The 22,461-nt window shown below is 46.6% G+C and carries 20 protein-coding genes and 1 pseudogene; 6 read left to right on the top strand and 15 right to left on the bottom strand.

Features of this window, described 5'->3' with window-relative positions; translation table 11 throughout:
* Positions 1 to 15 precede the first annotated feature (15 nt).
* The 3 genes and pseudogenes from H8S54_RS14360 to H8S54_RS19435 form a co-directional block, all read right to left on the bottom strand.
* Positions 16 to 2,103: an efflux RND transporter permease subunit gene (locus H8S54_RS14360; protein ID WP_021925484.1), complete on the bottom strand. Its 2,088-nt coding sequence runs from the start codon at positions 2,101 to 2,103 to the stop codon at positions 16 to 18.
* 101 nt (positions 2,104 to 2,204) lie between these two features.
* Positions 2,205 to 4,550: a ferrous iron transport protein B gene (gene feoB / locus H8S54_RS14355; RefSeq protein WP_021925483.1), complete on the bottom strand. Its 2,346-nt coding sequence runs from the start codon at positions 4,548 to 4,550 to the stop codon at positions 2,205 to 2,207.
* A gap of 425 nt (positions 4,551 to 4,975) precedes the next feature.
* A pseudogene (locus H8S54_RS19435) lies at positions 4,976 to 5,050 on the bottom strand (hypothetical protein); the annotation flags it as partial.
* On the opposite strand from H8S54_RS19435, the gene H8S54_RS19105 reads away from it, so the two are divergent.
* Both H8S54_RS19105 and H8S54_RS14350 read left to right on the top strand, forming a co-directional pair.
* Positions 5,022 to 5,084 carry a DUF6783 domain-containing protein gene (locus tag H8S54_RS19105; RefSeq protein WP_317259474.1) on the top strand — a complete coding sequence of 21 codons (63 nt, stop codon included), beginning with the start codon at positions 5,022 to 5,024 and terminating at the stop codon, positions 5,082 to 5,084. The pseudogene H8S54_RS19435 and the gene H8S54_RS19105 overlap by 29 nt on opposite strands.
* Before the next feature lie 19 nt (positions 5,085 to 5,103).
* Positions 5,104 to 5,688 carry a manganese efflux pump MntP gene (locus H8S54_RS14350; RefSeq protein ID WP_186901710.1) on the top strand — a complete coding sequence of 195 codons (585 nt, stop codon included), beginning with the start codon at positions 5,104 to 5,106 and terminating at the stop codon, positions 5,686 to 5,688.
* A gap of 75 nt (positions 5,689 to 5,763) precedes the next feature.
* On the opposite strand, the gene H8S54_RS14345 is transcribed toward H8S54_RS14350, so the two are convergent.
* The 4 genes from H8S54_RS14345 to H8S54_RS14330 form a co-directional block, all read right to left on the bottom strand.
* On the bottom strand, positions 5,764 to 6,765 hold the full coding sequence (locus H8S54_RS14345; RefSeq protein ID WP_186901709.1) for a calcium/sodium antiporter: 1,002 nt from the start codon (positions 6,763 to 6,765) through the stop codon (positions 5,764 to 5,766).
* A 309-nt stretch (positions 6,766 to 7,074) separates the two neighbouring features.
* Complete coding sequence (locus H8S54_RS14340) at positions 7,075 to 7,446, bottom strand: ArsR/SmtB family transcription factor (RefSeq protein ID WP_117854197.1); 372 nt, start codon at positions 7,444 to 7,446, stop codon at positions 7,075 to 7,077.
* A 195-nt stretch (positions 7,447 to 7,641) separates the two neighbouring features.
* Positions 7,642 to 9,510 carry a heavy metal translocating P-type ATPase gene (locus H8S54_RS14335; RefSeq protein WP_173765442.1) on the bottom strand — a complete coding sequence of 623 codons (1,869 nt, stop codon included), beginning with the start codon at positions 9,508 to 9,510 and terminating at the stop codon, positions 7,642 to 7,644.
* 225 nt (positions 9,511 to 9,735) lie between these two features.
* Positions 9,736 to 9,954, bottom strand: coding sequence for a cation transporter (locus H8S54_RS14330; protein ID WP_021925478.1), 219 nt, complete (start codon positions 9,952 to 9,954; stop codon positions 9,736 to 9,738).
* A gap of 264 nt (positions 9,955 to 10,218) precedes the next feature.
* On the opposite strand from H8S54_RS14330, the gene H8S54_RS14325 reads away from it, so the two are divergent.
* Positions 10,219 to 10,695: a COG2426 family protein gene (locus H8S54_RS14325; protein WP_021925477.1), complete on the top strand. Its 477-nt coding sequence runs from the start codon at positions 10,219 to 10,221 to the stop codon at positions 10,693 to 10,695.
* Positions 10,696 to 10,775: 80 nt separating this feature from the next.
* On the opposite strand, the gene H8S54_RS14320 is transcribed toward H8S54_RS14325, so the two are convergent.
* Entirely contained in the window at positions 10,776 to 11,147 is a 372-nt protein-coding gene (locus tag H8S54_RS14320) for a PAS domain-containing protein (RefSeq protein WP_117854195.1), read from the bottom strand.
* A gap of 339 nt (positions 11,148 to 11,486) precedes the next feature.
* Between H8S54_RS14320 and pcp the strand changes: the two genes are divergently transcribed.
* Positions 11,487 to 12,086 (top strand): pyroglutamyl-peptidase I, encoded by a 600-nt coding sequence (gene pcp, locus H8S54_RS14315; RefSeq protein WP_021925475.1) that lies wholly within the window; start codon positions 11,487 to 11,489, stop codon positions 12,084 to 12,086.
* Between the two features lie 24 nt (positions 12,087 to 12,110).
* Here pcp and H8S54_RS14310 read toward each other — a convergent pair whose 3' ends face one another.
* On the bottom strand, positions 12,111 to 13,340 hold the full coding sequence (locus tag H8S54_RS14310; protein WP_021925474.1) for a MalY/PatB family protein: 1,230 nt from the start codon (positions 13,338 to 13,340) through the stop codon (positions 12,111 to 12,113).
* Between the two features lie 3 nt (positions 13,341 to 13,343).
* Complete coding sequence (locus H8S54_RS14305; RefSeq protein WP_021925473.1) at positions 13,344 to 14,009, bottom strand: Crp/Fnr family transcriptional regulator; 666 nt, start codon at positions 14,007 to 14,009, stop codon at positions 13,344 to 13,346.
* Between the two features lie 183 nt (positions 14,010 to 14,192).
* Between H8S54_RS14305 and hcp the strand changes: the two genes are divergently transcribed.
* Both hcp and H8S54_RS14295 read left to right on the top strand, forming a co-directional pair.
* On the top strand, positions 14,193 to 15,788 hold the full coding sequence (gene hcp, locus H8S54_RS14300; RefSeq protein ID WP_186901708.1) for a hydroxylamine reductase: 1,596 nt from the start codon (positions 14,193 to 14,195) through the stop codon (positions 15,786 to 15,788).
* A gap of 18 nt (positions 15,789 to 15,806) precedes the next feature.
* Positions 15,807 to 16,619: a 4Fe-4S binding protein gene (locus tag H8S54_RS14295; protein ID WP_021925471.1), complete on the top strand. Its 813-nt coding sequence runs from the start codon at positions 15,807 to 15,809 to the stop codon at positions 16,617 to 16,619.
* Between the two features lie 206 nt (positions 16,620 to 16,825).
* Here H8S54_RS14295 and H8S54_RS14290 read toward each other — a convergent pair whose 3' ends face one another.
* The 5 genes from H8S54_RS14290 to H8S54_RS14270 all read right to left on the bottom strand — a co-directional run bounded on the left by H8S54_RS14290 (position 16,826) and on the right by H8S54_RS14270 (position 22,441).
* Positions 16,826 to 17,623 carry an HAD family hydrolase gene (locus H8S54_RS14290; protein ID WP_186901707.1) on the bottom strand — a complete coding sequence of 266 codons (798 nt, stop codon included), beginning with the start codon at positions 17,621 to 17,623 and terminating at the stop codon, positions 16,826 to 16,828.
* 43 nt (positions 17,624 to 17,666) lie between these two features.
* Positions 17,667 to 18,416 carry a DeoR/GlpR family DNA-binding transcription regulator gene (locus H8S54_RS14285; RefSeq protein WP_021925469.1) on the bottom strand — a complete coding sequence of 250 codons (750 nt, stop codon included), beginning with the start codon at positions 18,414 to 18,416 and terminating at the stop codon, positions 17,667 to 17,669.
* Complete coding sequence (ptsP, locus tag H8S54_RS14280; protein ID WP_021925468.1) at positions 18,410 to 20,059, bottom strand: phosphoenolpyruvate--protein phosphotransferase; 1,650 nt, start codon at positions 20,057 to 20,059, stop codon at positions 18,410 to 18,412. Before ptsP ends, H8S54_RS14285 begins: the two co-directional genes overlap by 7 nt.
* Before the next feature lie 71 nt (positions 20,060 to 20,130).
* Positions 20,131 to 20,388 (bottom strand): HPr family phosphocarrier protein, encoded by a 258-nt coding sequence (locus H8S54_RS14275; protein WP_021925467.1) that lies wholly within the window; start codon positions 20,386 to 20,388, stop codon positions 20,131 to 20,133.
* Between the two features lie 139 nt (positions 20,389 to 20,527).
* On the bottom strand, positions 20,528 to 22,441 hold the full coding sequence (locus H8S54_RS14270) for a PTS fructose transporter subunit IIABC (RefSeq protein WP_186901706.1): 1,914 nt from the start codon (positions 22,439 to 22,441) through the stop codon (positions 20,528 to 20,530).
* Positions 22,442 to 22,461: the final 20 nt, after the last annotated feature.

Raw genomic sequence — 22,461 nt, 5'->3', positions numbered from 1 at the left:
TTTCCTATGTATGTTTTATTTTGCTTTCGCTGCTTTCTTATCTCCAAGGAAGCCGATGGAGGTTACGCAGATCAGCTTATCGAAGATCATGAACATAGCCGGCAGAATGAACAGTACGACTACCATACTGATGATGGCACCACGTGCAAGCAGTGTACAGATAGAACCGATCATCTCAACCTGTGAATAACAGGAAACACCGAAGGTTGCTGCGAAGAAGCTAAGACCACTGCTGATGATGGACGGCATGCTGGTCTTATGGGCAATGCTGATGGCTTCCTTCTTATCCTTACCATGCTGTCTCTCTCTCTGATAACGGGTGGTCATCAGAATCGCATAGTCAACTGTGGCTCCTAACTGGATGGCACCGATGACAATACTTGCAACAAACGGAAGACTGATTCCCTGATAGAACGGAATCGCCATGTTTACAAAAATCGCAAATTCAATAACCGCAACCAGAATAATAGGCAGGGAAATTGATTTGAAAATGATCAGGATGATCAGGAAAATAGCACCGATGGAAATAACATTTACACGTACCAGGTCGGCATCTGTCGTATCCTGAAGGTCCTTCATAAGCGGTGCCTCGCCGATTACCATTGCTGTATCATCATATTTCTTAACGATTTCATTGATCTTGGCAAGCTGGGCATTTACCTCATCTGTTGCAGATTCATACTCGGAGCAGACAAATGCAAGCTCATACTGGTCACCCTTAAAAATCTTCTTCAGATCACTTGGTATCATGGATTCCGGAACAGTTGAGCCGATCAGGGAATTCATACCCAGACTCCACTTTACACCCTCAACCTCATCGATTTCGCTTAGCATCTTCTGCTTCTGCTTGGGATCCATGTCATTATCCATCATAACCATATGGATATTTCCTACTGCAAATGTTTTCTCCAGCTCATTGTTTGCAATGTTGCAGTCCAGGGTAGCCGGAAGGGATTCTGCAATGTTGTAATAAATCTGTGTATGATTGTTTCCGTAAATAGCCGGGAACAAAAGAACCAGGAAAATAACAACCCATGCCTTATAATGCTTTGTAATAAAAGCAGATGGCTTATCCATTCTGGAAAACAGAAGCTTATGCTGTGTCTTCTCAATTGGTTTGTCAAAGAACAGAACCAGTGCAGGGAGAATGGTTACGCAGCAGACAACACCAATGACAACGCCTTTTGCCATAACAATACCAAGGTCACGTCCAAGGGCAAAGGTCATAACACAAAGTGCAACAAAGCCGGCAACCGTTGTAACGGAGCTTCCTGCTACAGACTTGAAGGTATTTGCAATGGCATGACCCATGGCCCGGTCTTTCTCACCGGGGAAACGCTTCTTATTCTCTTCATAGCTGTTGAGAAGGAAAATGGAATAGTCCATTGTTACACCAAGCTGAAGGACTGCAGTAAGTGCCTGCGTAATATAGGAGGTCTCTCCCAATATAATATTGCTGCCCAGGTTATAGAGGATTGCCAGTCCGATACTAAGCAAGAACAGGAAGGGAACAACGAAGGATCCGCTTGTCAGCTCCAGAACGATCAGGCTGAGCACAGCTGCGATCACAACGTAAATCGGCAGCTCCTGCATGGCAATATTCTTAATATCCGTAACAACACCTGTCATACCACTAAGGAAGCACTGCTCATTGGCAATCTTACGAAGCTCTGTAATGGCTTCCATGGAATCATCGGAGGATGTGGTATTATCAAACAGTACCAGCATCATGGTGGCGTCGCCATTGATAAATACCTTTCTGTATTTCTCAGGAATCATTTCCACAGGAAGGGTGATATCTGCCACATCATCATACCAGAGAACATCCTTAACATGCTCTACCTGGCTGAACTCATCCTCCAGCTTCTGGACATCCTTCATTTCCATATTTTCCACGATTACCATGGAAAAGGCGCCCATTCCAAACTCATCCACCAGAATATCCTGACCCTTTACAGTTTCAAGGGTATCCGGCAGGTAACTTAACAGATCGTAATTAACTCTTGTCTCTGCAATTCCGATCACAGACGGGATTACCAGCAAAAGCCCGATAAGAAGAACCAGAACCTTATGCTTGGCTATCCATTTTCCTACTTTGACCATTGATGTCATCTCCTTAATTCATTTCTTTCGTACTATAGTATAACCCAAAATGACCAATAGTCAATATTTATTTTAACAAAAATGAAAAATAGTCATTTTTCTCAAAATCCGAGGAAAACGCCGATGATTTTTACTAAAAATGCCGCAACCCAGGCTACTGCGCACTGCATAATTACCACCTCTGCTGCCCATTTTCCACCCAGCTCCCGCTTCACAGAAGCAATAGCTGCCACACATGGTGTATACAGAAGGCAGAAGGTAAGAAGACAGACTGCTGCAAGGGGTGTCAGCACCTCTGTCAGGGCTGCCGTGCTGCCAAACAAAATGGACAGTGTGGAAACCACGCTCTCCTTTGCCATAAAGCCTGTGACAAGGGCTGTGGAAAATCTCCAGTCTCCAAAGCCAAGAGGCTTAAATACAGGTGCCACCATACCTGCCACAACTGCCAGAATACTGTCCTTGGAATCTGTCACAATATTCAGATGCAGGTCAAAGGTCTGTAAGAACCAGATTACAATTGTTGCCACAAAGATAACCGTAAAGGCTCTCTGCAGGAAATCCTTTGCTTTTTCCCAGAGCAGCTGCCCTACATTTTTCGCTCCCGGAAGACGGTAATTCGGAAGCTCCATTACAAAGGGCACTGCCTCGCCCTTGAACAGGGTTTTGCCGAAAATCAACGCCGTCAGAATTCCCATCAGAATTCCGCCAAAATAAAGTGCCACCATTACAAGTGCCCCATATTTCGGGAAAAATGCTGCTGTAAAGAATGCATAAATCGGAAGCTTTGCAGAGCAGCTCATAAACGGAGTAAGAAGAATGGTCATCTTACGGTCACGCTCAGAGGGAAGTGTTCTGCTTGCCATCACTCCCGGAACCGTACAGCCAAAGCCAACCAGCATTGGCACAATGCTTCGTCCGGAAAGTCCGATCTTACGAAGAAGCTTATCCATTACAAAGGCAACTCTTGCCATGTATCCGCTGTCTTCCAGAAGAGACAAAAAGAAAAACAGGGTGACGATTACAGGCAAAAAGCTGAGTACGCTTCCAACACCGTTGAAAATACCGTCAATTACAAGAGAATGAAGCACATCATTTACGTTCCAGGCAGTCAGCAGCTGATCCACTGCATTTGTCAGACTGGAAATTCCCATGTCAAGAACATCTGAAAGTCCTTTTCCGATCACACTGAAGGTAAGCCAGAACACAAGAGCCATAATGCCTGCAAAGCAGGGAATTGCTGTATATTTGCCGGTAAGGATCTTATCCATCTTCTGGCTTCTTAAATGCTCCTTGCTTTCATGAGGCTTGACAACCGTCTCGTCACAGACCTTTTCAATAAAATCAAAGCGCATGTGTGCAATGGCTGCAGAACGGTCAAGGCCTCTTTCCGCTTCCATCTGTTTTACAATATGCTCTAAGGTTTCCTTCTCATTCTGATCCAGCTTCAGCTTTTCCAGGATCAGCTCATCTCCCTCTGCAAGCTTGCTGGCTGCAAAGCGCACCGGAATGTCTGCCTTCTGGGCATGATCCTCGATCAGGTGCATAATTCCGTGAAGACATCTGTGAACTGCTCCGCCATCGTCATTGGCATCACAAAAATCCAGCCGTTTGGGGCGTTCCTGATATTTTGCCACATGAATGGCATGGGCTACAAGCTCATCGATTCCTTCGTTTTTTGCCGCTGAAATAGGAACAACAGGAATTCCAAGAAGCTCCTCCATCTGGTTTACCAAAACAGCTCCGCCGTTTTGTCTTACCTCGTCCATCATATTCAGTGCCAGTACCATGGGCACATCCAGCTCCATCAGCTGCATGGTCAGATAAAGATTTCGTTCAATGTTGGTGGCGTCTACAATGTTGATGATTCCCTTCGGCTTCTGCTCCAGAATAAAGCTTCTGGTTACGATTTCCTCGCTGGAATAAGGTGACATGGAATAAATTCCCGGAAGGTCTGTTACAAGAGTGTTCTTTTTTCCGCGGATGGCACCGTCCTTACGGTCAACAGTTACCCCCGGGAAATTTCCCACATGCTGATTGGAGCCGGTCAGCTGGTTGAACAGGGTAGTCTTGCCGCAGTTCTGGTTTCCTGCCAGTGCGAAGGTAAGAAGCTCTCCTTCCGGAAGGGGATGCTCATCTGTCTTTTCGTGGTATTTGCCTCCTTCTCCAAGTCCCGGATGAGGAATGGCTTTGGCACGCTCGTTTCTCTTTGGAGCTTTCGCATCTCTAATGTTTTCGATTTCAATTTTGGCTGCATCTGCAAGGCGCAGGGTCAGCTCGTAGCTGTGGATCCGTATTTCAATAGGATCACCCATAGGTGCATATTTCACCATTGTCACATCTGCCATGGGAATGATTCCCATATCCAGAAAATGCTGTCTTAGGGCTCCCTCTCCGCCTACTACTGTCACAGTAGCGGTTTTTCCGATAGGAAGATCTTTTAACGTCATATGTACTGTCCTCTTTTCCTATGTATGATATGATGATGTAAGTGTCAAAAGTATAAATTGCGTTTGTGCTCGCACAAATAAGCAATTTATACTTATTGACACTCACATCATATGATTCCCCTTATTGAGAAATTTTATCTTGTTACAGGGGTTAGTTTATTCTAATTTTTTCAGGATGTCAATATTATTGAGAAATATTATTGACAAACTCTTTTTTATCTGCTAGAGTTACAAAACAAGGTTTCCCTGTGAGGGAGTAGCAAGCGTGTTATTCACACGTGGCAAGTCAACACACCGGCCGACAGCTGTTAGAAAGTAATGCTTTGGTCTGGCTTGCATTAAATTGCGAGACTCATGTATAACTGGTGCTATACATGGAGTCTGTCCTTTTATAAGATTGTTGATGACCCAATATATAGCGATGGTTATATATCGGGTCTTTTTTCATGCTTTTTAGAGCGTGTTTGAAAAATCATTCCCACAAATTGTGACGCACATCTTGCAGAAAGCCTTTTTCAAACACGCTCTAGTTAAAATATGGAGGAAAGTAAAAATGAGTTACAGCTTTGTCTTTTTTCTCAACAGTGCTCTTCTGGGAGTTGGGCTTGCAATGGATGCGTTTTCTGTCTCTCTTGCCAACGGCCTTCATGAGCCCAAAATGAGAGTCCGAAAAATGTGCGGTATTGCCGGGATCTTCGGCGGATTCCAGGCCTTTATGCCTATGGCCGGCTGGCTATGTGTTCATACCATTGTGGAATCCTTCCGGTCTTTTGAGAAATTTATTCCATGGATTGCATTGATCCTGCTGGCTTATATCGGCGGTTCCATGCTGATAAACGGCATCCGGGGAAATGGGGAAGAGGAAGAATTTTCAGGGATTGGTCTTAAAGCACTTTTTATCCAGGGAGTTGCCACCTCCATTGACGCTTTGTCTGTAGGCTTTACCATCGCCAATTATGACTGGCTGATGGCTCTTGTCTGTTCTGTGATCATTGCTGTGGTTACTTTTTTTATCTGTATGACGGGGCTTTCCCTTGGGAAACGCTTCGGTACAAAGCTTTCCAACAAAGCAGATATTTTAGGCGGCGTGATCCTGATCGCAATCGGCCTGGAGATTTTCATCAGCAATGTACTTTAACGTGTGTATTTATCATAAAAAAGCTTTTATCTATCCAAAGGGAACGGATAAAAGCTTTTTTTAACGTAAGTCTGATTAACGAATTATAATATATCCACAGTAAACCAGATAAGTCAGTGCCATAATAATACCCTCTTTACGGCTGATTTTTCTTTTTGTTCCTGCAAAAAGCCACACAAGCACTGTGAATATCATAAGGATAATAATATCGATGATATTTTCTCTAAGCAGAGCAACCGGGCTGATGGTTGCTGAAATTCCAAGTACCATCAGAATGTTAAAAATATTGGAGCCTACCGCATTTCCGATTGCCATATCCACTTCATTCTTTCTGGCCGCAACTATAGAGGTTACAAGCTCCGGAAGTGAGGTTCCGATGGATACAATGGTAAGGCCTACCAGAGTCTGGCTCATTCCAAGCTTGATTGCAATTCTGCTGGCAGTATCAACGGTCAGATCGCCTCCAAATGCAATGGCACCGGCTCCTACGATGAGAAAGAGGATGCTTTTTGCATATGACAGTTCTTTCGTTTCGCAGGCCTCAACACCTTCTATCTCAACCTTCTGTCCTGCCGCTCTGGCCTTCATTGCACTTTGCACCATTGTGAAAATATATACAGCAAATATAATAAGAAAAACAATTCCGTCTATATGTCCAAGTGTCATTCCTGTTTTATCACCTATGCCAAGAATTCCCAGCACAAGCAGCAACAGGGCACATCCAAAGGACAAGGGAATATCTCTGATCAGAGTTACCTTTTGTACCATGATGGGAGTCAACATGGAGCAGACACCGATTACAAACATCAGATTAAAAATATTGGAGCCTACCACATTGCTGACTGCAAGCTCATTATTCTGCACCATAGAAGCCGTTACACTGACTGCGGTTTCCGGAAGTGAGGTTCCCATGGCTACGATGGTAAGACCGATGATAATAGGCGGAACCTTTAATTTCCTTGCAATGCTGGAACTTCCTTCTACAAAAAGATCAGCACCCTTTACCAGGAAGGCAAAGCCTGCCAGCAACAGCAGGATAACTGCTGCGATTGGCAATCCATTAATAAAATCCTGCATAACATTCTCCTTTACTCTTGTTATAATTATTTTTTCCTTTTTAGAGATTCCTTATAAGGCAATAGCGCAGGTATAAAATTCCAAAACGTAAAAAGACTCATGTATGCCAAAAACAGACATACATGAGTCTCATTCTTTAAGATTTGCCAGGCAAGGTCCAAAATGAACCAAAGCCGCGACTGTTGACAAACCACGCTTTCGCGCAAACTACTCCCTCACGGAATCTACAAGTGTATTTAATATATCAAATTGGCTCCAGGAAGTCAACCCCTTCAGAGCCTGTTATTTTACCGTTCACTTGCAGCCTTGTTATTCTTCTTCAATGTGCTCTCTTCCCTGGTCGATAATGGTGCGCACATGCTCGTCTGCCAGAGAATAAAAAATGGATTTGCCCTCCCGGCGGCTTTTTACCAGCTTATTCTGCTTCAGAATGCGAAGCTGATGAGAAATAGCCGACTGTGTCATGTTCAGAGCCTTGGCAAGATCGCACACGCATACCTCTGCCTCAAAAAGCACAAACAGAATGCGGATTCTTGTGGAATCTCCAAACACCTTAAAAAGCTCTGCAAGATCATAAAGTTCATTTTCCTCCGGAAGAGTTTCGTTTACGATCTGAAGAAGGTTTTCGTGAACCTCACAGCAATCGCAGGTTTCAACCTCTTTCTCTGTATCTTTTTTCATAATCAGGCACCTCATTTTATAGATATCCAAATAACAATACAACGAAATATCAAGCAAATCAATATGCTTATTCCTTAATATCCGTTGTATCCGTTCACTGAATTTCATTATATGAATTCAGGGGGCAAAATTCTCTGCCCCCTCTTTTGTTTCTAAAACATAGATGTCATCTTTCAGCGGCATCTCTCTGTATCATTAAAGATTCTTTACAAACAATGTGCGGATCGCGTTAAGTACTGCGAGAACCATAACTCCTACATCTGCGAAAATGGCAACCCACATGTTTGCAATACCAAGTGCGCCCAGGATCAGGCAGATCAGCTTGACTCCAATTGCGAAGTAAATATTCTCATATACAATGCGCATGCACTTTCTGGAAATGCGGATGGCTTTGGCGATTTTCACAGGGTCGTCATCCATCAGGACAACGTCGGCTGCTTCAATTGCAGCATCTGATCCGAGAGCACCCATGGCGATTCCGATATCTGCTCTGGAAAGAACCGGCGCATCGTTGATTCCATCCCCAACGAATACCAGCTTCTCTTTCTCAGATTTGTTTGCCAGAAGCTCTTCCACCTTGGCAACCTTGTCTGCCGGAAGAAGCTCACTGTGCACTTCTCCGATTCCAAGCTCTGCTGCCACGGACTCTGCCACATTGCGGGCATCTCCAGTGAGCATAACAGTCTTGGCAACGCCTGCCTTTTTCAGGTTGGCGATGGCCTCTTTTGCATGAGGCTTCAGAATGTCGGAAATCAGGATGTGTCCTGCATATTTGCCGTCAACTGCCATGTGGACAACGGTTCCTACATGATGGCAGTCTTTGTATTCGATGCCAAGACGCTTCATCAGCTTGGCATTTCCGGCTGCGACCTGCACGCCGTCAACCTTCGCGATTACACCGTTTCCGCCGATTTCCTCAATGTCGGTTACACGGTTTCGGTCAATGGGCTTGCCGTATGCTTTCTGAAGGCTTTTGCTGATTGGATGGGAGGAAGAACACTCTGCATAAGCTGCATATTCCAGAAGCTTGGCATCTTCCATCTGGCTGTGATGGATTCCGCTTACCTCGAAGACACCTTTTGTCATGGTCCCGGTTTTATCAAATACTACGATCTTTGCCTGGGAAAGTGCTTCCAGATAGTTGGAACCTTTTACCAGGACACCCTGATTGCTGGCGCCGCCGATTCCTGCGAAAAAGCTAAGGGGAATACTGATCACAAGTGCACATGGGCAGCTGATTACCAGGAAGGTAAGTGCACGGTAGATCCAGTCACCCCATTCCGGTGAAAGTCCCATAAACAGCATTCTGCAAAGAGGCGGAATGATTGCAAGTGCAAGTGCACTGTAGCAGACTGCAGGGGTGTAATATTTTGCGAATTTGGAAATAAAGTTCTCGGATCTGGATTTCTTGGAACTGGAATTTTCCACAAGATCCAGAATCTTGGAAACGGTGGATTCGCCGAATTCTTTGGTGGTGCGGATTTTCAGCACGCCTGTCATGTTGATGCAGCCGCTGATTACTTCTTCTCCGGCTTTGGCATCTCTTGGAAGGCTCTCTCCGGTCAGGGCGCTGGTGTTTAATGTGGAAGTTCCCTCTTCGATGATTCCATCAATGGGGATTTTCTCACCAGGCTGAACCACGATCACAGTTCCAACCTCAACCTCATCCGGATCAACCTTCTCCAGCTTGCCATCCCGCTCCACATTTGCATAGTCCGGGCGGATATCCATCAGCTCACTGATGTTTCGTCTGCTCTTTCCTACTGCATAGCTCTGGAAAAGCTCGCCAATCTGATAGAACAGCATAACGGATGTTCCCTCCTGGTAATCGCCCAGGGCAATGGCTCCGATGGTAGCAACTGCCATCAGGAAGTTTTCATCAAATACCTGCCTGTTTTTGATTCCTTTGAACGCTTTTTTCAGAATGTCATAACCGATTACCAGATAAGGAATCATGTACAATGCCATTCGAACATAGCCTTCTACCGGAATAAAACGCAGCAGGATCAGAAGTACAAACGTAATAATGATTCTGATCAGAACTTTTTTCTGCTTTTTATTCATAGCATTTCTCATGCCGCCGGGGCATGGCCTCCTTTAATTATTGAAAATTTAGGATTATTTCTGGCCAAAGCTGCCAGTTTATAGGATCGCGGTGATGCATTACCGCGGGATTCATTTTGGAAAAGCCGGACAGCTCACGACTCTGTCCGGCGGTTGCTTCAGAGCATGTGGACCTCTCCAAACCTTCTGGGCATGCTCCGGGCGATTCTGCATTTCTTTTTCTTCTTATAAGAAGATCTCGCAGTCATCTTCTACTTTCTTGCAGTTCTTCAGGACTTCCTGCATAACTGCCTTCGGCTCCTGTCCATCTTCAAACTCAACGATCATTTTCAGTGTCATGAAGTTCACAGTTGCATTCTTAACACCAGCTGTGTTCTTAGCAGCTTCCTCCATCTTGTTCGCACAGTTTGCACAGTCAACGTCGATTTTGTAAGTTTTTTTCATGGTAGTGATCTCCTTTTTGAAAATGTTCTTTGTTTCATATGAACAATTATTCATATGTTTGTTTTTATTATAGCATGGAATCTTTTGCTGTCAATAGATTTCCAGGAAAAGTTATAAATTTTTCTTAACTTTTTTCTAAATTTTTTCCCTGTTTTGCTCTGTTCAACGGTGGGATTTTCATGTATAATAATCCAGATTAGTTGTTTTTCAGGGAAAGACAACGTATATTGGCATTGTATTGAATTTTAAGAGGAGATTTTGAACATGAAAAGTTATCTGATTGTTTTTTTGATTTCCATGGTGCCGCTGATCGAGCTTAGAGGGGCCATTCCTTATGCGGTGGCGTTCGGCATTCCGCTGACTCAGGCTTACATCATTGCAATCATCGGAAATATGCTTCCGGTACCCTTTATTTATTTCTTTGCGCGCAAGGTACTGGAATGGGGCAAGGATAAGCCTGTGATCGGACGTTTCTTCACCTTCTGTCTGGAGAAGGGGGAAAAGGGCGGCAAGGCACTTCAGGCAAAGGCGGGCCGGGGACTGTTTCTGGCACTGCTTCTGTTCGTCGGAATCCCGCTTCCGGGTACAGGCGCCTGGACCGGAACTCTGGCTGCCAGCCTTCTGGATATGGATTTCAAGTCCAGCGTTCTTGCAGTTATGCTGGGGGTTCTGCTGGCTGGAATCATTATGGGAGCTGCAAGTGCAGGGCTGTTTGGAGCGCTGTTCGCGGTGTTCAGCTAACTGCGGAAGCCGCATTTCGACGCAAAAAAAGAAAGCATATGAATTTTATCCGTGGGGATAAGTTCATATGCTTTTTTTCATTAAAAATTGTAGAAAGGCTCTTCATCCCTTGTTCGATACTCGTGTTTTTCGTAGTAGCCGATGAGGGTTCCGTTTTCATCTCGAAGCGCAATCATGTATACGTCTTTCGCTTGCTTTTCATTATAGAAAGTGTGGATGCGGTTGTGTTCTTTGCTTTTGCCAAACCAGGCGATGACTTTCTCGATCACCTCCTTGGACTTGGGGTTATGGCAGTTCATAAGACTTTTTCCGATCAGCGCCTCACCGCCCCATTTGTGATAATTGGCGATGGCCTGGGGATTCATGTAGATGATCTCATGAGCCAGATTGCAGATCACCACAGAGGCAGTGTCCTGGTCAATGATGCTTTTGAAATAGGGTGTTAAATTCATTTTGTTCGTTCTCCTGCTGTTATAAATTTTAGTAACTATTCTGCGAGGCAGTATTGTGAAGGTACTGAACAGTTACAAATTTTATTTCTATATCGTACTGCATTTTTGTTCTTCTGTAAACTTTTTTATCAAACATCTAGCCAAAACTGCGTTAGAGCGTATCACCAAAATCATTCCCGCAATCTCTCGCAAATTGTGACGCACATCTTGCAGAAAGCCTTTTGGGGGACATACTCTAAGCCAACACATTTTCAGACAGATTTCGGTTCAAACTTCCCTCCATGTCTGTTATAATATTTTTTACACATCCCAACTACTATTACAGGAGGTTTTACTGCCATGAAAATTCTGCTGACCGCATTTGACCCTTTCGGAGGGGAAACTGTCAATCCGGCGCAGGAAGCGCTGAAACAAATTCAGGCACCAGCCCCGGATATGGAACTTATTAAACTTGTTGTCCCTACCGTATTCGGAGCTTCCACCCAGGCGGTTCATGAAGCCATGGTGCTTCACCAGCCGGATGTTGTCCTTTGCATTGGACAGGCTGGAGGTCGCACTGCCATCACTGTGGAACAGATTGCCATCAATCTCATGGATGCCGCCATCCCGGATAATCAGGGAAACCAACCACATGACGAGCCTGTATTTGCGGACGGCGCGGATGGGTATTTTTCCACGCTTCCTGTCAAGGATATGGTGGCTGCCATCCGTAACGCCGGAATTCCGGCTGCCATCTCTTATTCCGCAGGCACATTCGTGTGCAATCAGCTGATGTATGGTGTTTTGTATCACATTCATCATGAATTTCCCAATACCCGGGGCGGATTCGTCCATGTCCCTTATATTCCGGTTCAGACTTCCACTATGAACCGACCGACACCAAGTATGGCACTTGAAGATCTTGTACGCGGGCTGGAGGCGGCGCTTCGCGTTTTATGATGTTAGAATGTGTCTCAAAATCATTTACTCCGCATTAAAAACAAACTTATCCAGCCGCTCAAAGGCTTCCTTCACCCGTGACAGCGGCAGAGCCAGGTTCATGCGGATGCCGTACTCCCCGTGGAATGGTCTGCCGTCCTGCCACATGACTCCAACTTCCAGTCCGGCGCGCTCCAGCTCGTCCATATTTTTGCCATGGGCTTTGCACCACTTCTCACAATCCAGGAACAGCATATAAGTTCCCTGAGGCTTGGACACCTCCACCTCATCGAAATGTTCCTTAATATAATCGCATGCAAACTCCACGTTCTCGGTGAGCACCTGGCGAAGTTCATCCACCCACTCATAGCCTTCTGGCTGGTACGCACCAATCAGCGCATACATGGACAGCACATTCATCTCATTATAATGACTCAGGCTGGATTCCTTGTCCACTCTGTCACGCAGCCAGGAATTATAGATAATATGGTAGCTTCCGATCAGCCCGGCCAGGTTAAAGGTTTTGGACGGCGCATACATGGCAATGGTGCGGTTTCTCGCATCCTCAGAAATCATCTGGGTAGGGATATGTTTATTTTCCCCAAGGATCAGATCGGACCAGATCTCATCGGAAACCACATACACATCATGTTTCTTGAAAAGCTCCATAGCTTTTTCCAGTTCCCAACGCTCCCAGACGCGACCTGTTGGATTATGGGGACTGCACATAATGCAGGCGTGAATGTGATTTTCCACAATCTTCTTTTCCATGTCGGCAAAGTCCATGCGCCATACATTTTCCTCGTCTTTTTTCAAAGCACTGTGTACAATGTAGTATCCATTATTAGTAAGAGCCCCGGTAAATCCCACATAAGTTGGAGAATGCACCAGCACGCTGTCCCCTTTTGAGCAAAGCACATTCAGCGCACTGATCACGCCGCCCAGAACGCCGTTCTCATACCCGATACACTCTTTGGTCAGCCCGGTCACCTGGTTTCTGGTCTCCTGCCACTTGATAATTTCCCCGAAATATTCGTCCCTTGGGGAAAAATATCCGAATGCCGGATGGGCCGTTCTCTCCACGACGGCTTTCTGCACAGTGGGCACAGTTGGGAAATTCATGTCCGCAACCCACATAGGGATCCAGTCCATCCCTTCTTTCAGTGTGGCAGCCGCAAAATACTCATGATTAAAGCAGCCCTCCACATAAGGAGCGTCCACTGCAATGGCATCCTTTCCCCTGCGGTCCAAAATACTTGTAAAATCGTACTTCATCTTTTAATCCTCCTGTTCCAGATAATGAATCTGGTTTCTGTTTACTTCAATCATGCCTTCTTTTCGCATTTTCCCAAGCTCATTGGACAGAGCACTTCTGTCCACTCCCAGATAATCCGCAAGCTCCTGCCGGTTAAAGGGAATAATAAACCGACTGCTGCCCTGCTGCACCATCTCCTGGGAAAAATAGGAGATCAGCCTTCCCCGGATGGATTTTGGCGCAGTGTGAAGGCTTCGTCTGGAAAGCTCCAGATTTTTTTTTGCCATGACCATCAGCATGTTGCGGATCAGCTTCTCGTGACAGGGACAGGTATCCGGGCAGGTGCGGAAAATTTTTCCCACTTCAAGGAACAAAATCTGGCAGTCCTCCGCAGCCGTCACCCCTACCAGCAGCTTTTCCCCGGGAATGCAGGCGTAAGTTTCCCCAAACACCTGACCCGGAGCGATCCGGTTCAGAATAGTTTTGTTTCCCATCATATCAATGCTCTCAATATGAACACTGCCTGACAGCACAAGTCCCATAGCTTTCATCTGGTCCCCAACCTGACAGATTACGCTTCCCTTAGGATAGCTTTTTGGCTCCGCATTCAGACAGGAAAGCATATGCTGAGTTTCCTCCGGACTGGTTCCCTGGAAAAGAAATGTTCTGGAAAGAAATTCAAAATTCATTTTTTCTCCTTTTGTTGTTTTAACAACATACTTGTTGTCTGAATTATATTATAGTGCACATGTAAAGTCAAGGACGAAGCAGAAATGGAAAGCTTTTCGTGATTGTTTCCTCTGCTGTCCGCGGCTTTTAACCAGAACTATTCCTTATATAAATATAAAACACTACACAGGAGGTTATCTACTATGGAAAAAAATATGTTTTGTTTTCAGTGTGAGCAGACTGCCGGATGTACTGGCTGTACAGGTGCCAAAGGGGTCTGTGGAAAAACCGCTGACACCGCCCGTCTTCAGGATGAGCTTACCGGCGCGCTGATCGGGCTTGCACACGCGGCAGACGAAAATGCTCCTCTTTCCGATTCCACATGGAAGCTGATGGTGGAAGGACTTTTCGCCACTCTTACCAACGTAAGCTTCGATGACAAAGCCATTGCAGAGCTTACAGACCGTGTCCATCAGGAAAAAGCCCGCCTTCGCCCGGACTGCGGCGGCTGCGCTTCCCCATGCGGACACAATGACGATTACGACATGAATCGCCTTTGGAATGCACAGGAAGATATCCGCTCCCTGAAATCCCTGATTCTTTTTGGAATCCGCGGAATGGCGGCTTACGCTTACCATGCGCTGACGCTTGGATATACCGATCCGGAGGTATATGAATTTTTCGGAAAAGCACTTTTCGCGCTGGGCGAAGACTGGGATATGGACCTGCTGCTTCCCATTGTCATGGAAGTAGGCAAATACAATCTTTCCTGCATGGAGCTTCTGGACCGGGCAAACACCACCACATACGGCACACCTTCCCCGGTGACCGTACCCCTGACTGTGGAAAAAGGACCTTTCATCGTCATCACCGGACATGACCTCCACGACTTGAAACTGCTTCTGGAGCAGACTGAGGGAAAAGGAATCAACATTTACACCCACGGGGAAATGCTTCCCTGCCACGCTTATCCGAAACTGAAAAAATACAGCCACTTAAAAGGAAACTTCGGTACTGCATGGCAGAATCAGCAGAAGGAATTTGCAAATCTTCCGGCGCCGATCCTTTTCACAACCAACTGCCTGATGCCGCCGAAACCAAGCTACATGGACCGTGTCTTTACCACCGGAACTGTAACTTTCCCGGGAACCGTGCATATTGACGGGGAAAAGGATTTCACTCCGGTGATCCAGCGTGCACTGGAGCTTGGCGGATATGAGGAGGATCAGCAGTTTACAGGAATCAATGGCGGCACTTCCCTGACCACAGGCTTTGGACACGGCACTATTCTCGGGGTTGCTGACCAGGTAATCGATGCCGTGAAAAAAGGCGCCATCCGTCATTTCTTCCTGGTGGCAGGCTGTGACGGCGCAAGAAGCGGGCGCAATTATTACACTGATTTCGTGAAGCAGACTCCTGCTGATTCCGTGATCCTTACTCTGGCCTGCGGAAAATACCGTTTCAACGATCTGGATCTTGGAACCATTGGAGGTCTTCCGAGACTGATGGATATGGGACAGTGCAACGATGCTTATGGTGCCATCAAGGTGGCAGTGGCTCTTGCAGAGGCATTTGGATGTGGCGTCAATGAGCTTCCTCTTTCCATGGTGCTCTCCTGGTATGAGCAGAAGGCAGTTTCCATTTTGCTTACCCTGCTGCATCTTGGAATCAAGAACATCCGCCTTGGCCCGACCCTGCCGGCATTCCTTTCCCCAAATGTACTGAATTACCTGGTAGAGAATTTCGGGATTGCGGCGATTACTACACCGGAGGAAGATCTGGCCACACTGCTGGGATAATAACGGAGGAAAAATTTCATGATCAGAAAAATCATTCATATAGATGAAGAAAAATGCAACGGCTGCGGGCTTTGTGCCCGGGCCTGCCACGAAAGTGCCATCGGCATGGTGGACGGAAAGGCGAAGCTCCTTCGGGAGGATTACTGTGACGGTCTGGGGGACTGCCTCCCAGCCTGTCCCACAAATGCCATTTCCTTTGTAGAAAGAGAAGCGGCTGCCTACGATGAAGCCGCAGTTCTGGAAAATAAGAAGAAACTGGAAGCTGCTTCTGCTGCCCCGGCTCACACCGGATGCCCGGGAAGCATGGCAAAACTGCTGCACAGGGGAAATGCGGCTCAGGCAAAATCATCTTCCCTTTTTGGCAGCCGCAGCAATAGCAGTCAGAATACACCTGTTTCCAATCAACAGTTTTCTTCTGATAAAAACATGACTGCAGGCATTCAGCCTGGCTGTAATATGCCGGCAGAATCCCAGCTTCAGCAGTGGCCGGTACAGATTAAGCTTGTACCTGTAAATGCGCCTTACTTTGACGGAGCACACCTTCTCATTGCAGCAGATTGTACTGCCTACGCCTATGCAAATTTCCACCAGGATTTCATTAAGGGAAAGATTACCCTGATCGGATGTCCAAAACTGGATTCTATAGACTACAGCCAGAAGCTTACAGAGATCATCCGCCAGAACGATATTAAGAGCGTGACCATCGTGCGCATGGAAGTCCCCTGCTGCGGCGGAATCCAGCAGGCTGCCGTAAATGCCATGAAAGCAAGCGGAAAATTCCTTCCATGGCAGGTGTATACCATTTCCACGGATGGAAGAATTCTGCCCTGACACGCACCAGGATTCCCCTTTATTCCTCAAACTTAATATCTTAAATTTAAACATGCCCGAATGATGAAACAAGCCCCTCCGAACTGCCTATTATGCAGCCTGGAGAGGGCTTGTTATTCACATACTACAATCACTAATTGAATCGAATTCGATAGGTTTAAAATTCGGATTATAAATTTGTTCCCACAAGCCAAATTATTTAAATTCTACAATTCCAGAATCATCTTCAGCACATTCAGCACGCTGTCCGGACCGGGTTTTTCCAGGACATACTTTGCGGCTTGCTTGGCTTCCTCACGGGCGGTGGTAACGGCGTAGCTTTTGCCTGCTTCGGTGAGCATGCTCACATCATTGCAATTGTCCCCAAATGCCACCACTTCTTCTTTCTTAGTAATCCCTAGACGAGCACAGAGTTTCTGTAATGCATTTCCTTTTCCGGAATGGATGTCTACAAAATCTACCCAGTAATCCCCAGACGCCATAATCTGAATCCGGTCACCGAAAATTTTCTTGGCTTCCTCGGCGCCTGCCGCAGCATCTACTTTCTCATTGTACATGGCAACCTTGGTCATGGTCTCCGGTGCATGCAATACATCATCTACTTCATTTACATGAAGCTTGTACCCCTCACGCAGCTTCTTCACAAACGCCTGATCCGCACGCTCCACATACGCCTGGGCACTTCCTGCAGTCATAAAGGAGGCATCTTCCTGGCTTCTGACGTATTCCACTACATCTTTCAGAACATCTGCCGGGATTGCCATTTTCTCAATAATCTCTCCCTGGAAGGAAATGATTCCACCGTTTCCTGCAATAAAATAAATATCGTCCTTTACAGGTGCAAAGACTCTGGCAATACTGTCATATTCCCTTCCGCTGACTGCCGCAAAAACGATTCCTTTTGCCTTTAATTTGTGGATAATATCATAAATCTCCGGATTGATATCCATAGTTCCTTCCTGAAGAAGCGTTCCATCCAGATCGGATGCAATTAATTTTATCATTCTTTTCAAGCCTCTTTCGTTTCTTAACACCCTCTGTTATTTTTTATTCCTTCGGCACCTCTACAAGGTTAGAACAGTCCTCATATCCTGCCGGGATCTTATCTGTGATCACGGTGGAACGGTAGAAATCCGCAAAGGTCACAGAACTGATATTGTCAAACTTGGAGCTGTCGCAAAGCACGTAGCACTCCCGGCACTGCTGCATGGCTGCTGACTTTACTGCTGCCTCATTGGCATCCGGGGTGGTGCATCCGCTCTTCTTGGTAATCCCGTTAGTTCCGAAAAATCCCTTGGTAAAATGGTATTCCCGAAGGGTATTCATCGCCTGATTGCCGATTACCGCCTCTGTGGATCCTTTCAATTCTCCTCCTACAAGAAAAACCTTAAAGCCCCTTTCTGCCAGAGACTGGGCATGTGCTACTGCATTGGTGACAAAGACCGCTCTTGTCACCTGGAGAAACTTCAGCATATCTCCGGTGGTGGTTCCTGCATCAATATACACAAAGTCCTCGTCCTGGATCAGACCCGCTGCATATCTTGCAATCCTATGCTTCTCCTCCAGCTTCAGTCCCATTTTCTCTGCTACGGAATATTCGTATGCAGTTACCCGCTCCTTCAATTCCACGGCGCCGCCGAAAACCTTCTCCAGCTTGCCTTCCTTGTCAAGTGCTGTGATATCCCTTCGCACTGTAGATTCTGATGTATCGAGAAGATCCCGCACCTCTGTTACGGTAATGCTTCCCTTTTCCCGCAGAAGCTTCAGGATGATCTCATGCCGTTGCTGTGTTAACATTCTTTTCCCGCCTTATATTCTCCAACATTTGTTTCCAGAATGATCTTGCGGAGCGGCAGAATGCTTCCCGGAGAAACAGAAAGCTCATCCACTCCCATTGCCAGAAACTCTTTCGTAAGTGACTGGTCTGCACCAAGCTCTCCACAGATTCCAGCCCAGATACCAGCCTTATGTGCATTCTCCACAACCATGGAGATCATACGAAGCACTGCCGGATGATGAGGATCAAAGAACGGATCCAGCTGTGGATTCTGACGGTCGATTGCCATGGTATACTGGCTCAGATCATTGGTTCCGATACTAAAGAAATCCACTTCCTTCGCCAGATTATCACTAATGATGGCTGCTGCCGGAGTCTCGATCATAATACCCTGCTCGGGATTGCCAAATTCTACGCCCTGGCTGGTCAGCTCCTGCTTCACTTCTTCCACGATCTTCTTGATCTGGCGTACCTCCTGCACGCTGGTGATCATAGGGTACATAATGGCAATCCTGCCAAATACACTGGCACGGAATAAAGCCCGAAGCTGTGTCTTGAAAATCTCCGGTCTGGTCAGGCAGATACGGATAGCCCTGCAGCCAAGTGCCGGATTCTCCTCATGCTCCATATGGAAATAATCGCACTGCTTATCTGCACCGATATCCAGTGTACGGATAATCACACGTTTCCCCGCCATCGTCTGTGCAACCTGTCTGTAAATCTGGAACTGCTCCTCCTCTGTAGGGAAATCCTCTTTCTCCAGATAGATAAATTCGCTTCTGAAAAGTCCGATTCCACCTGCATCATTCTGGATCACAGTTGCCAGGTCCTTGATGTTTCCTATATTAGCGTACAACATCACTTTCTGTCCGTCAAGTGTAACATTGTCCTTTCCCTTCAGGGTCTGGAGAAGCTGCTTTCTGGAAAGATCCTCTTCCTGTCGTTTCTTCATTTCCTCAAGAGTCTTCTCATCTGGGTCTACATAGAAGGTACCGCTTGCGCCATCCACAATTCCAAGCTTCCCATCCATCACACTATCAAGAGTCATGGAAGTATTCACAAGTGCAGGGATTGCCATGGTTCTTGCCAGAATAGCAGTATGGGAATTCAGGGAGCCCTTCACTGTGACAAAAGAAAGAACCTTATCCTTGTCCAGCTGAACAGTCTCTGAAGGAGCCAGATCCTCTGCTACAATGATCTTTGGCTCGTCTGCGTCCACACTGCCTGTGTCTTCCCCATTCAAGATGGTGAGAAGACGCTCTGAAATATCCCGAACATCTGCAGCACGCTCCCGCATGTAGTCGTCATCCATGGCAGAAAACATCTGTGCGTAATTGTCTCCTGTGGTTGCCACTGCATACTCTGCATTCACGCCCTGGCTGCGGACAATGTTCTCTACGGATTCATTGTATCCGTCATCCTCCATCATCATCTGATGGACTTCAAAAATCGCGGCGTTGGCTTCTCCCACTTCTTTCAAGGCTTTGTCATAGAGGCCTTGGAGCTGGCGGATTCCTTCTGCCTTGGCTTTCCCATAGCGCGCCATCTCCTGATCCGGGTCTTCCACCTTCACGCGCTTTACCTGCTGCTCCTTCTTCTGATATACACTGATCTTACCGATGGCAATTCCGCCAAATACACTTTTTCCGTTATATACCTGCATGTTTTCTCTCCCACAAATACTTGTAAAAAACAGGACATACCCGCAGGTATGTCCGTCTCTTTCGCTGCCTCTTACAGAGTCTCCTGCATGAATTTGCTTACTGCCTCGTATGCGGCATCTTCATCTGCGCCTTCAAATGTAAGGGTGACCTCGTCCCCTTTCTTAACTGCCAGTCCCATCACTCCGAAGATTGCCTTGCAGTTCATAGCCTTGCCGCCCTTGGCGATCTTAATGTCAGAGGAAAAAGCCTTTACTGCCTTTACCAGTTCTCCTGCCGGACGTGCGTGGATTCCTTCCGGATCTGTTACTACATACTTAAATTCTCTCATGACGATTTCCTCCGTTTTTGTAATTTTATTTTTATGCTATTTCTATAATTTCTTTATATCGACTTCCGGGTTCTCTGTCAACCCAAAAGCTATTTTTTATTATTTAGTTCTGCCTGCGCAGCCGTTATAATTGATAATCTTACGCGTTTTTCTTCTTCAGCAGTCCCAGAAGCACTGCAGAAACTACAGTTCCCACAACCAGTGCCACCAGATACATCACTGCATTTCCCATAACCGGGACTACAAAGATTCCGCCGTGGGGTGCCATTAAGGTACATCCAAATGCCATGGACATGGCCCCTGCAAGACCGGAACCAACGATGCAGGCCGGAAGCACATGAAGAGGATCCGCTGCTGCAAAAGGAATAGCGCCCTCTGTGATAAAGGCAAGTCCCATAATAAAGTTGGTAGGACCGGACTCTCGTTCTTCCTTTGTAAATTTATCCTTAAAAAGGAGAGTAGCAAGTGCGATAGCACATGGCGGAACCATACCGCCTACCATAACGGCTGCCATAATATCATAGTTACCTGCTGCAATCGCTGCAGATCCGAATACATAAGCTGCTTTGTTAAATGGACCGCCCATATCAATGGCCATCATTCCGCCAAGGATCAGGCCAAGTACGATCTTGCTGGAGCTTCCCATAGATGTCAGTCCATTATTCAGTGCAGTATTAATACCGCCCATGATCGGCTCAACTACAAACAGCATCAGTAATCCCATTACCAGAATACCAACAACCGGATAGATCAGAACCGGAGCGATTTTCTCAAGGGCTTCCGGAAGCTTCTCACATGCCTTGCGAAGTCCCAGGATAATATAGCCTGCTGCAAAACCAGCTACCAGAGCACCAAGAAAACCGGATGTTCCATTGGCTGCCATCATACCGCCTACAAAACCAAGTGCAAGAGCCGGTCTGTCACCGATGGCCATAGCAATAAATCCAGCCAGCACCGGAAGCATAAATCCAAATGCCACATCTCCGATCTGCTTGAACATAGCTGCTGCCGGAGTGATGGTACCGAAGTTAGCACGTTCTGCCACATCCAGGGCATTCATATCAACCATAAGTCCATCGATCAAAAACGCAATGGCAATGAGAATACCGCCGCCAACTACAAAGGGGAGCATATGGGAAACACCGTTCATCAGCTGTGTGTAAAGCTGGTGTCCCACTCCGCCGCCGGACTTGCCGGAGTTCTGCTGGGCAGCTGCTGCATTGCCGCTGTGATAAACAGGGGCATTTCCTGACATGGCAAGCTCGATCAGCTCGTCCGCCTTATTGATTCCATCGGAAACCTGGCGCTGAATCACCTTCTTGCCGTCAAAACGATCCATGGGAACCTGGGCGTCTGCGGCCACAATGATGCAGTCTGCATCCTGAATCTCCTGGGCAGTAAGCACGTTCTTGGCACCGCCGGATCCTCTTGTCTCAATCTTCACGAAGCATTTCTTCGCCTTGGCAGCCTTCTCAATTCCCTCTGCTGCCATGTAAGTGTGGGCGATTCCGGTAGGGCAGGAAGTAACAGCCAGGATCTTAAACTGATCCTCAGAAGCCTCTCCCATGTCTTCCAGACGTTCATCCACACTCTTCTTCTCTTCATCTGCCTGATCAATGATCTGAAGAAATTCCTCCGGTGTCTTCGCAGCGCGAAGGTTGGCAGTAAACTCCTCATCCATCAGCATCATGGAAAGCTTGCTGAGCACATCCAGATGTACATTGTCCTCTGTATTAGGCGCAGCGATCAAAAACAACAGTGTAACAGGCTCTCCGTCCAGGGAATCAAAATCAACTCCACCCGGAATGACCATGGCTGCAAGCCCCGGCTTATCTACTGCATCACATTTGCCATGAGGAATGGCAATTCCCTCACCGATTCCTGTAGTACTCTCTTCCTCTCTTGCATAAACCTGCTTCCGGTAAGCTGCCTCATCATTAATCTTACCGCTTCTGGTCATAAGTGCCACCGCAGCATCCAGGGTCTGGGATTTGTCTGCGGGAGCAGCATCCAGTGAAATACTTCTCACATCCAGTAAGTCTGTAATTCTCATTTCTACCTTTCCTCCTGATT

It is taken from the genome of Blautia segnis (genome assembly GCF_014287535.1).
Taxonomy (GTDB): Bacteria; Bacillota; Clostridia; order Lachnospirales; family Lachnospiraceae; genus Blautia_A; species Blautia_A acetigignens.
This window is presented reverse-complemented; position numbering and strand designations above follow the sequence as displayed.

Bases quoted from the DNA above. Each gene is read 5' to 3' on its own strand.
- hcp (WP_186901708.1), top strand. From the start codon at position 14,193: ATGGAAAAAAATATGTTTTGTTTTCAGTGTGAGCAGACTGCCGGATGT.
- H8S54_RS14320 (WP_117854195.1), bottom strand. From the start codon at position 11,147: ATGAATTTAACACCCTATTTCAAAAGCATCATTGACCAGGACACTGCC.
- H8S54_RS14325 (WP_021925477.1), top strand. From the start codon at position 10,219: ATGAAAAGTTATCTGATTGTTTTTTTGATTTCCATGGTGCCGCTGATC.
- H8S54_RS14275 (WP_021925467.1), bottom strand. From the start codon at position 20,388: ATGAGAGAATTTAAGTATGTAGTAACAGATCCGGAAGGAATCCACGCA.
- H8S54_RS14360 (WP_021925484.1), bottom strand. From the start codon at position 2,103: ATGGTCAAAGTAGGAAAATGGATAGCCAAGCATAAGGTTCTGGTTCTT.
- H8S54_RS14345 (WP_186901709.1), bottom strand. From the start codon at position 6,765: ATGCAGGATTTTATTAATGGATTGCCAATCGCAGCAGTTATCCTGCTG.
- H8S54_RS14305 (WP_021925473.1), bottom strand. From the start codon at position 14,009: ATGAATTTTGAATTTCTTTCCAGAACATTTCTTTTCCAGGGAACCAGT.
- H8S54_RS14340 (WP_117854197.1), bottom strand. From the start codon at position 7,446: ATGAAAAAAGATACAGAGAAAGAGGTTGAAACCTGCGATTGCTGTGAG.
- H8S54_RS14270 (WP_186901706.1), bottom strand. From the start codon at position 22,441: ATGAGAATTACAGACTTACTGGATGTGAGAAGTATTTCACTGGATGCT.
- pcp (WP_021925475.1), top strand. From the start codon at position 11,487: ATGAAAATTCTGCTGACCGCATTTGACCCTTTCGGAGGGGAAACTGTC.
- feoB (WP_021925483.1), bottom strand. From the start codon at position 4,550: ATGACGTTAAAAGATCTTCCTATCGGAAAAACCGCTACTGTGACAGTA.
- H8S54_RS14295 (WP_021925471.1), top strand. From the start codon at position 15,807: ATGATCAGAAAAATCATTCATATAGATGAAGAAAAATGCAACGGCTGC.
- H8S54_RS14285 (WP_021925469.1), bottom strand. From the start codon at position 18,416: ATGTTAACACAGCAACGGCATGAGATCATCCTGAAGCTTCTGCGGGAA.
- H8S54_RS14350 (WP_186901710.1), top strand. From the start codon at position 5,104: ATGAGTTACAGCTTTGTCTTTTTTCTCAACAGTGCTCTTCTGGGAGTT.
- H8S54_RS14335 (WP_173765442.1), bottom strand. From the start codon at position 9,510: ATGAATAAAAAGCAGAAAAAAGTTCTGATCAGAATCATTATTACGTTT.
- H8S54_RS14330 (WP_021925478.1), bottom strand. From the start codon at position 9,954: ATGAAAAAAACTTACAAAATCGACGTTGACTGTGCAAACTGTGCGAAC.
- ptsP (WP_021925468.1), bottom strand. From the start codon at position 20,059: ATGCAGGTATATAACGGAAAAAGTGTATTTGGCGGAATTGCCATCGGT.
- H8S54_RS14290 (WP_186901707.1), bottom strand. From the start codon at position 17,623: ATGATAAAATTAATTGCATCCGATCTGGATGGAACGCTTCTTCAGGAA.
- H8S54_RS14310 (WP_021925474.1), bottom strand. From the start codon at position 13,340: ATGAAGTACGATTTTACAAGTATTTTGGACCGCAGGGGAAAGGATGCC.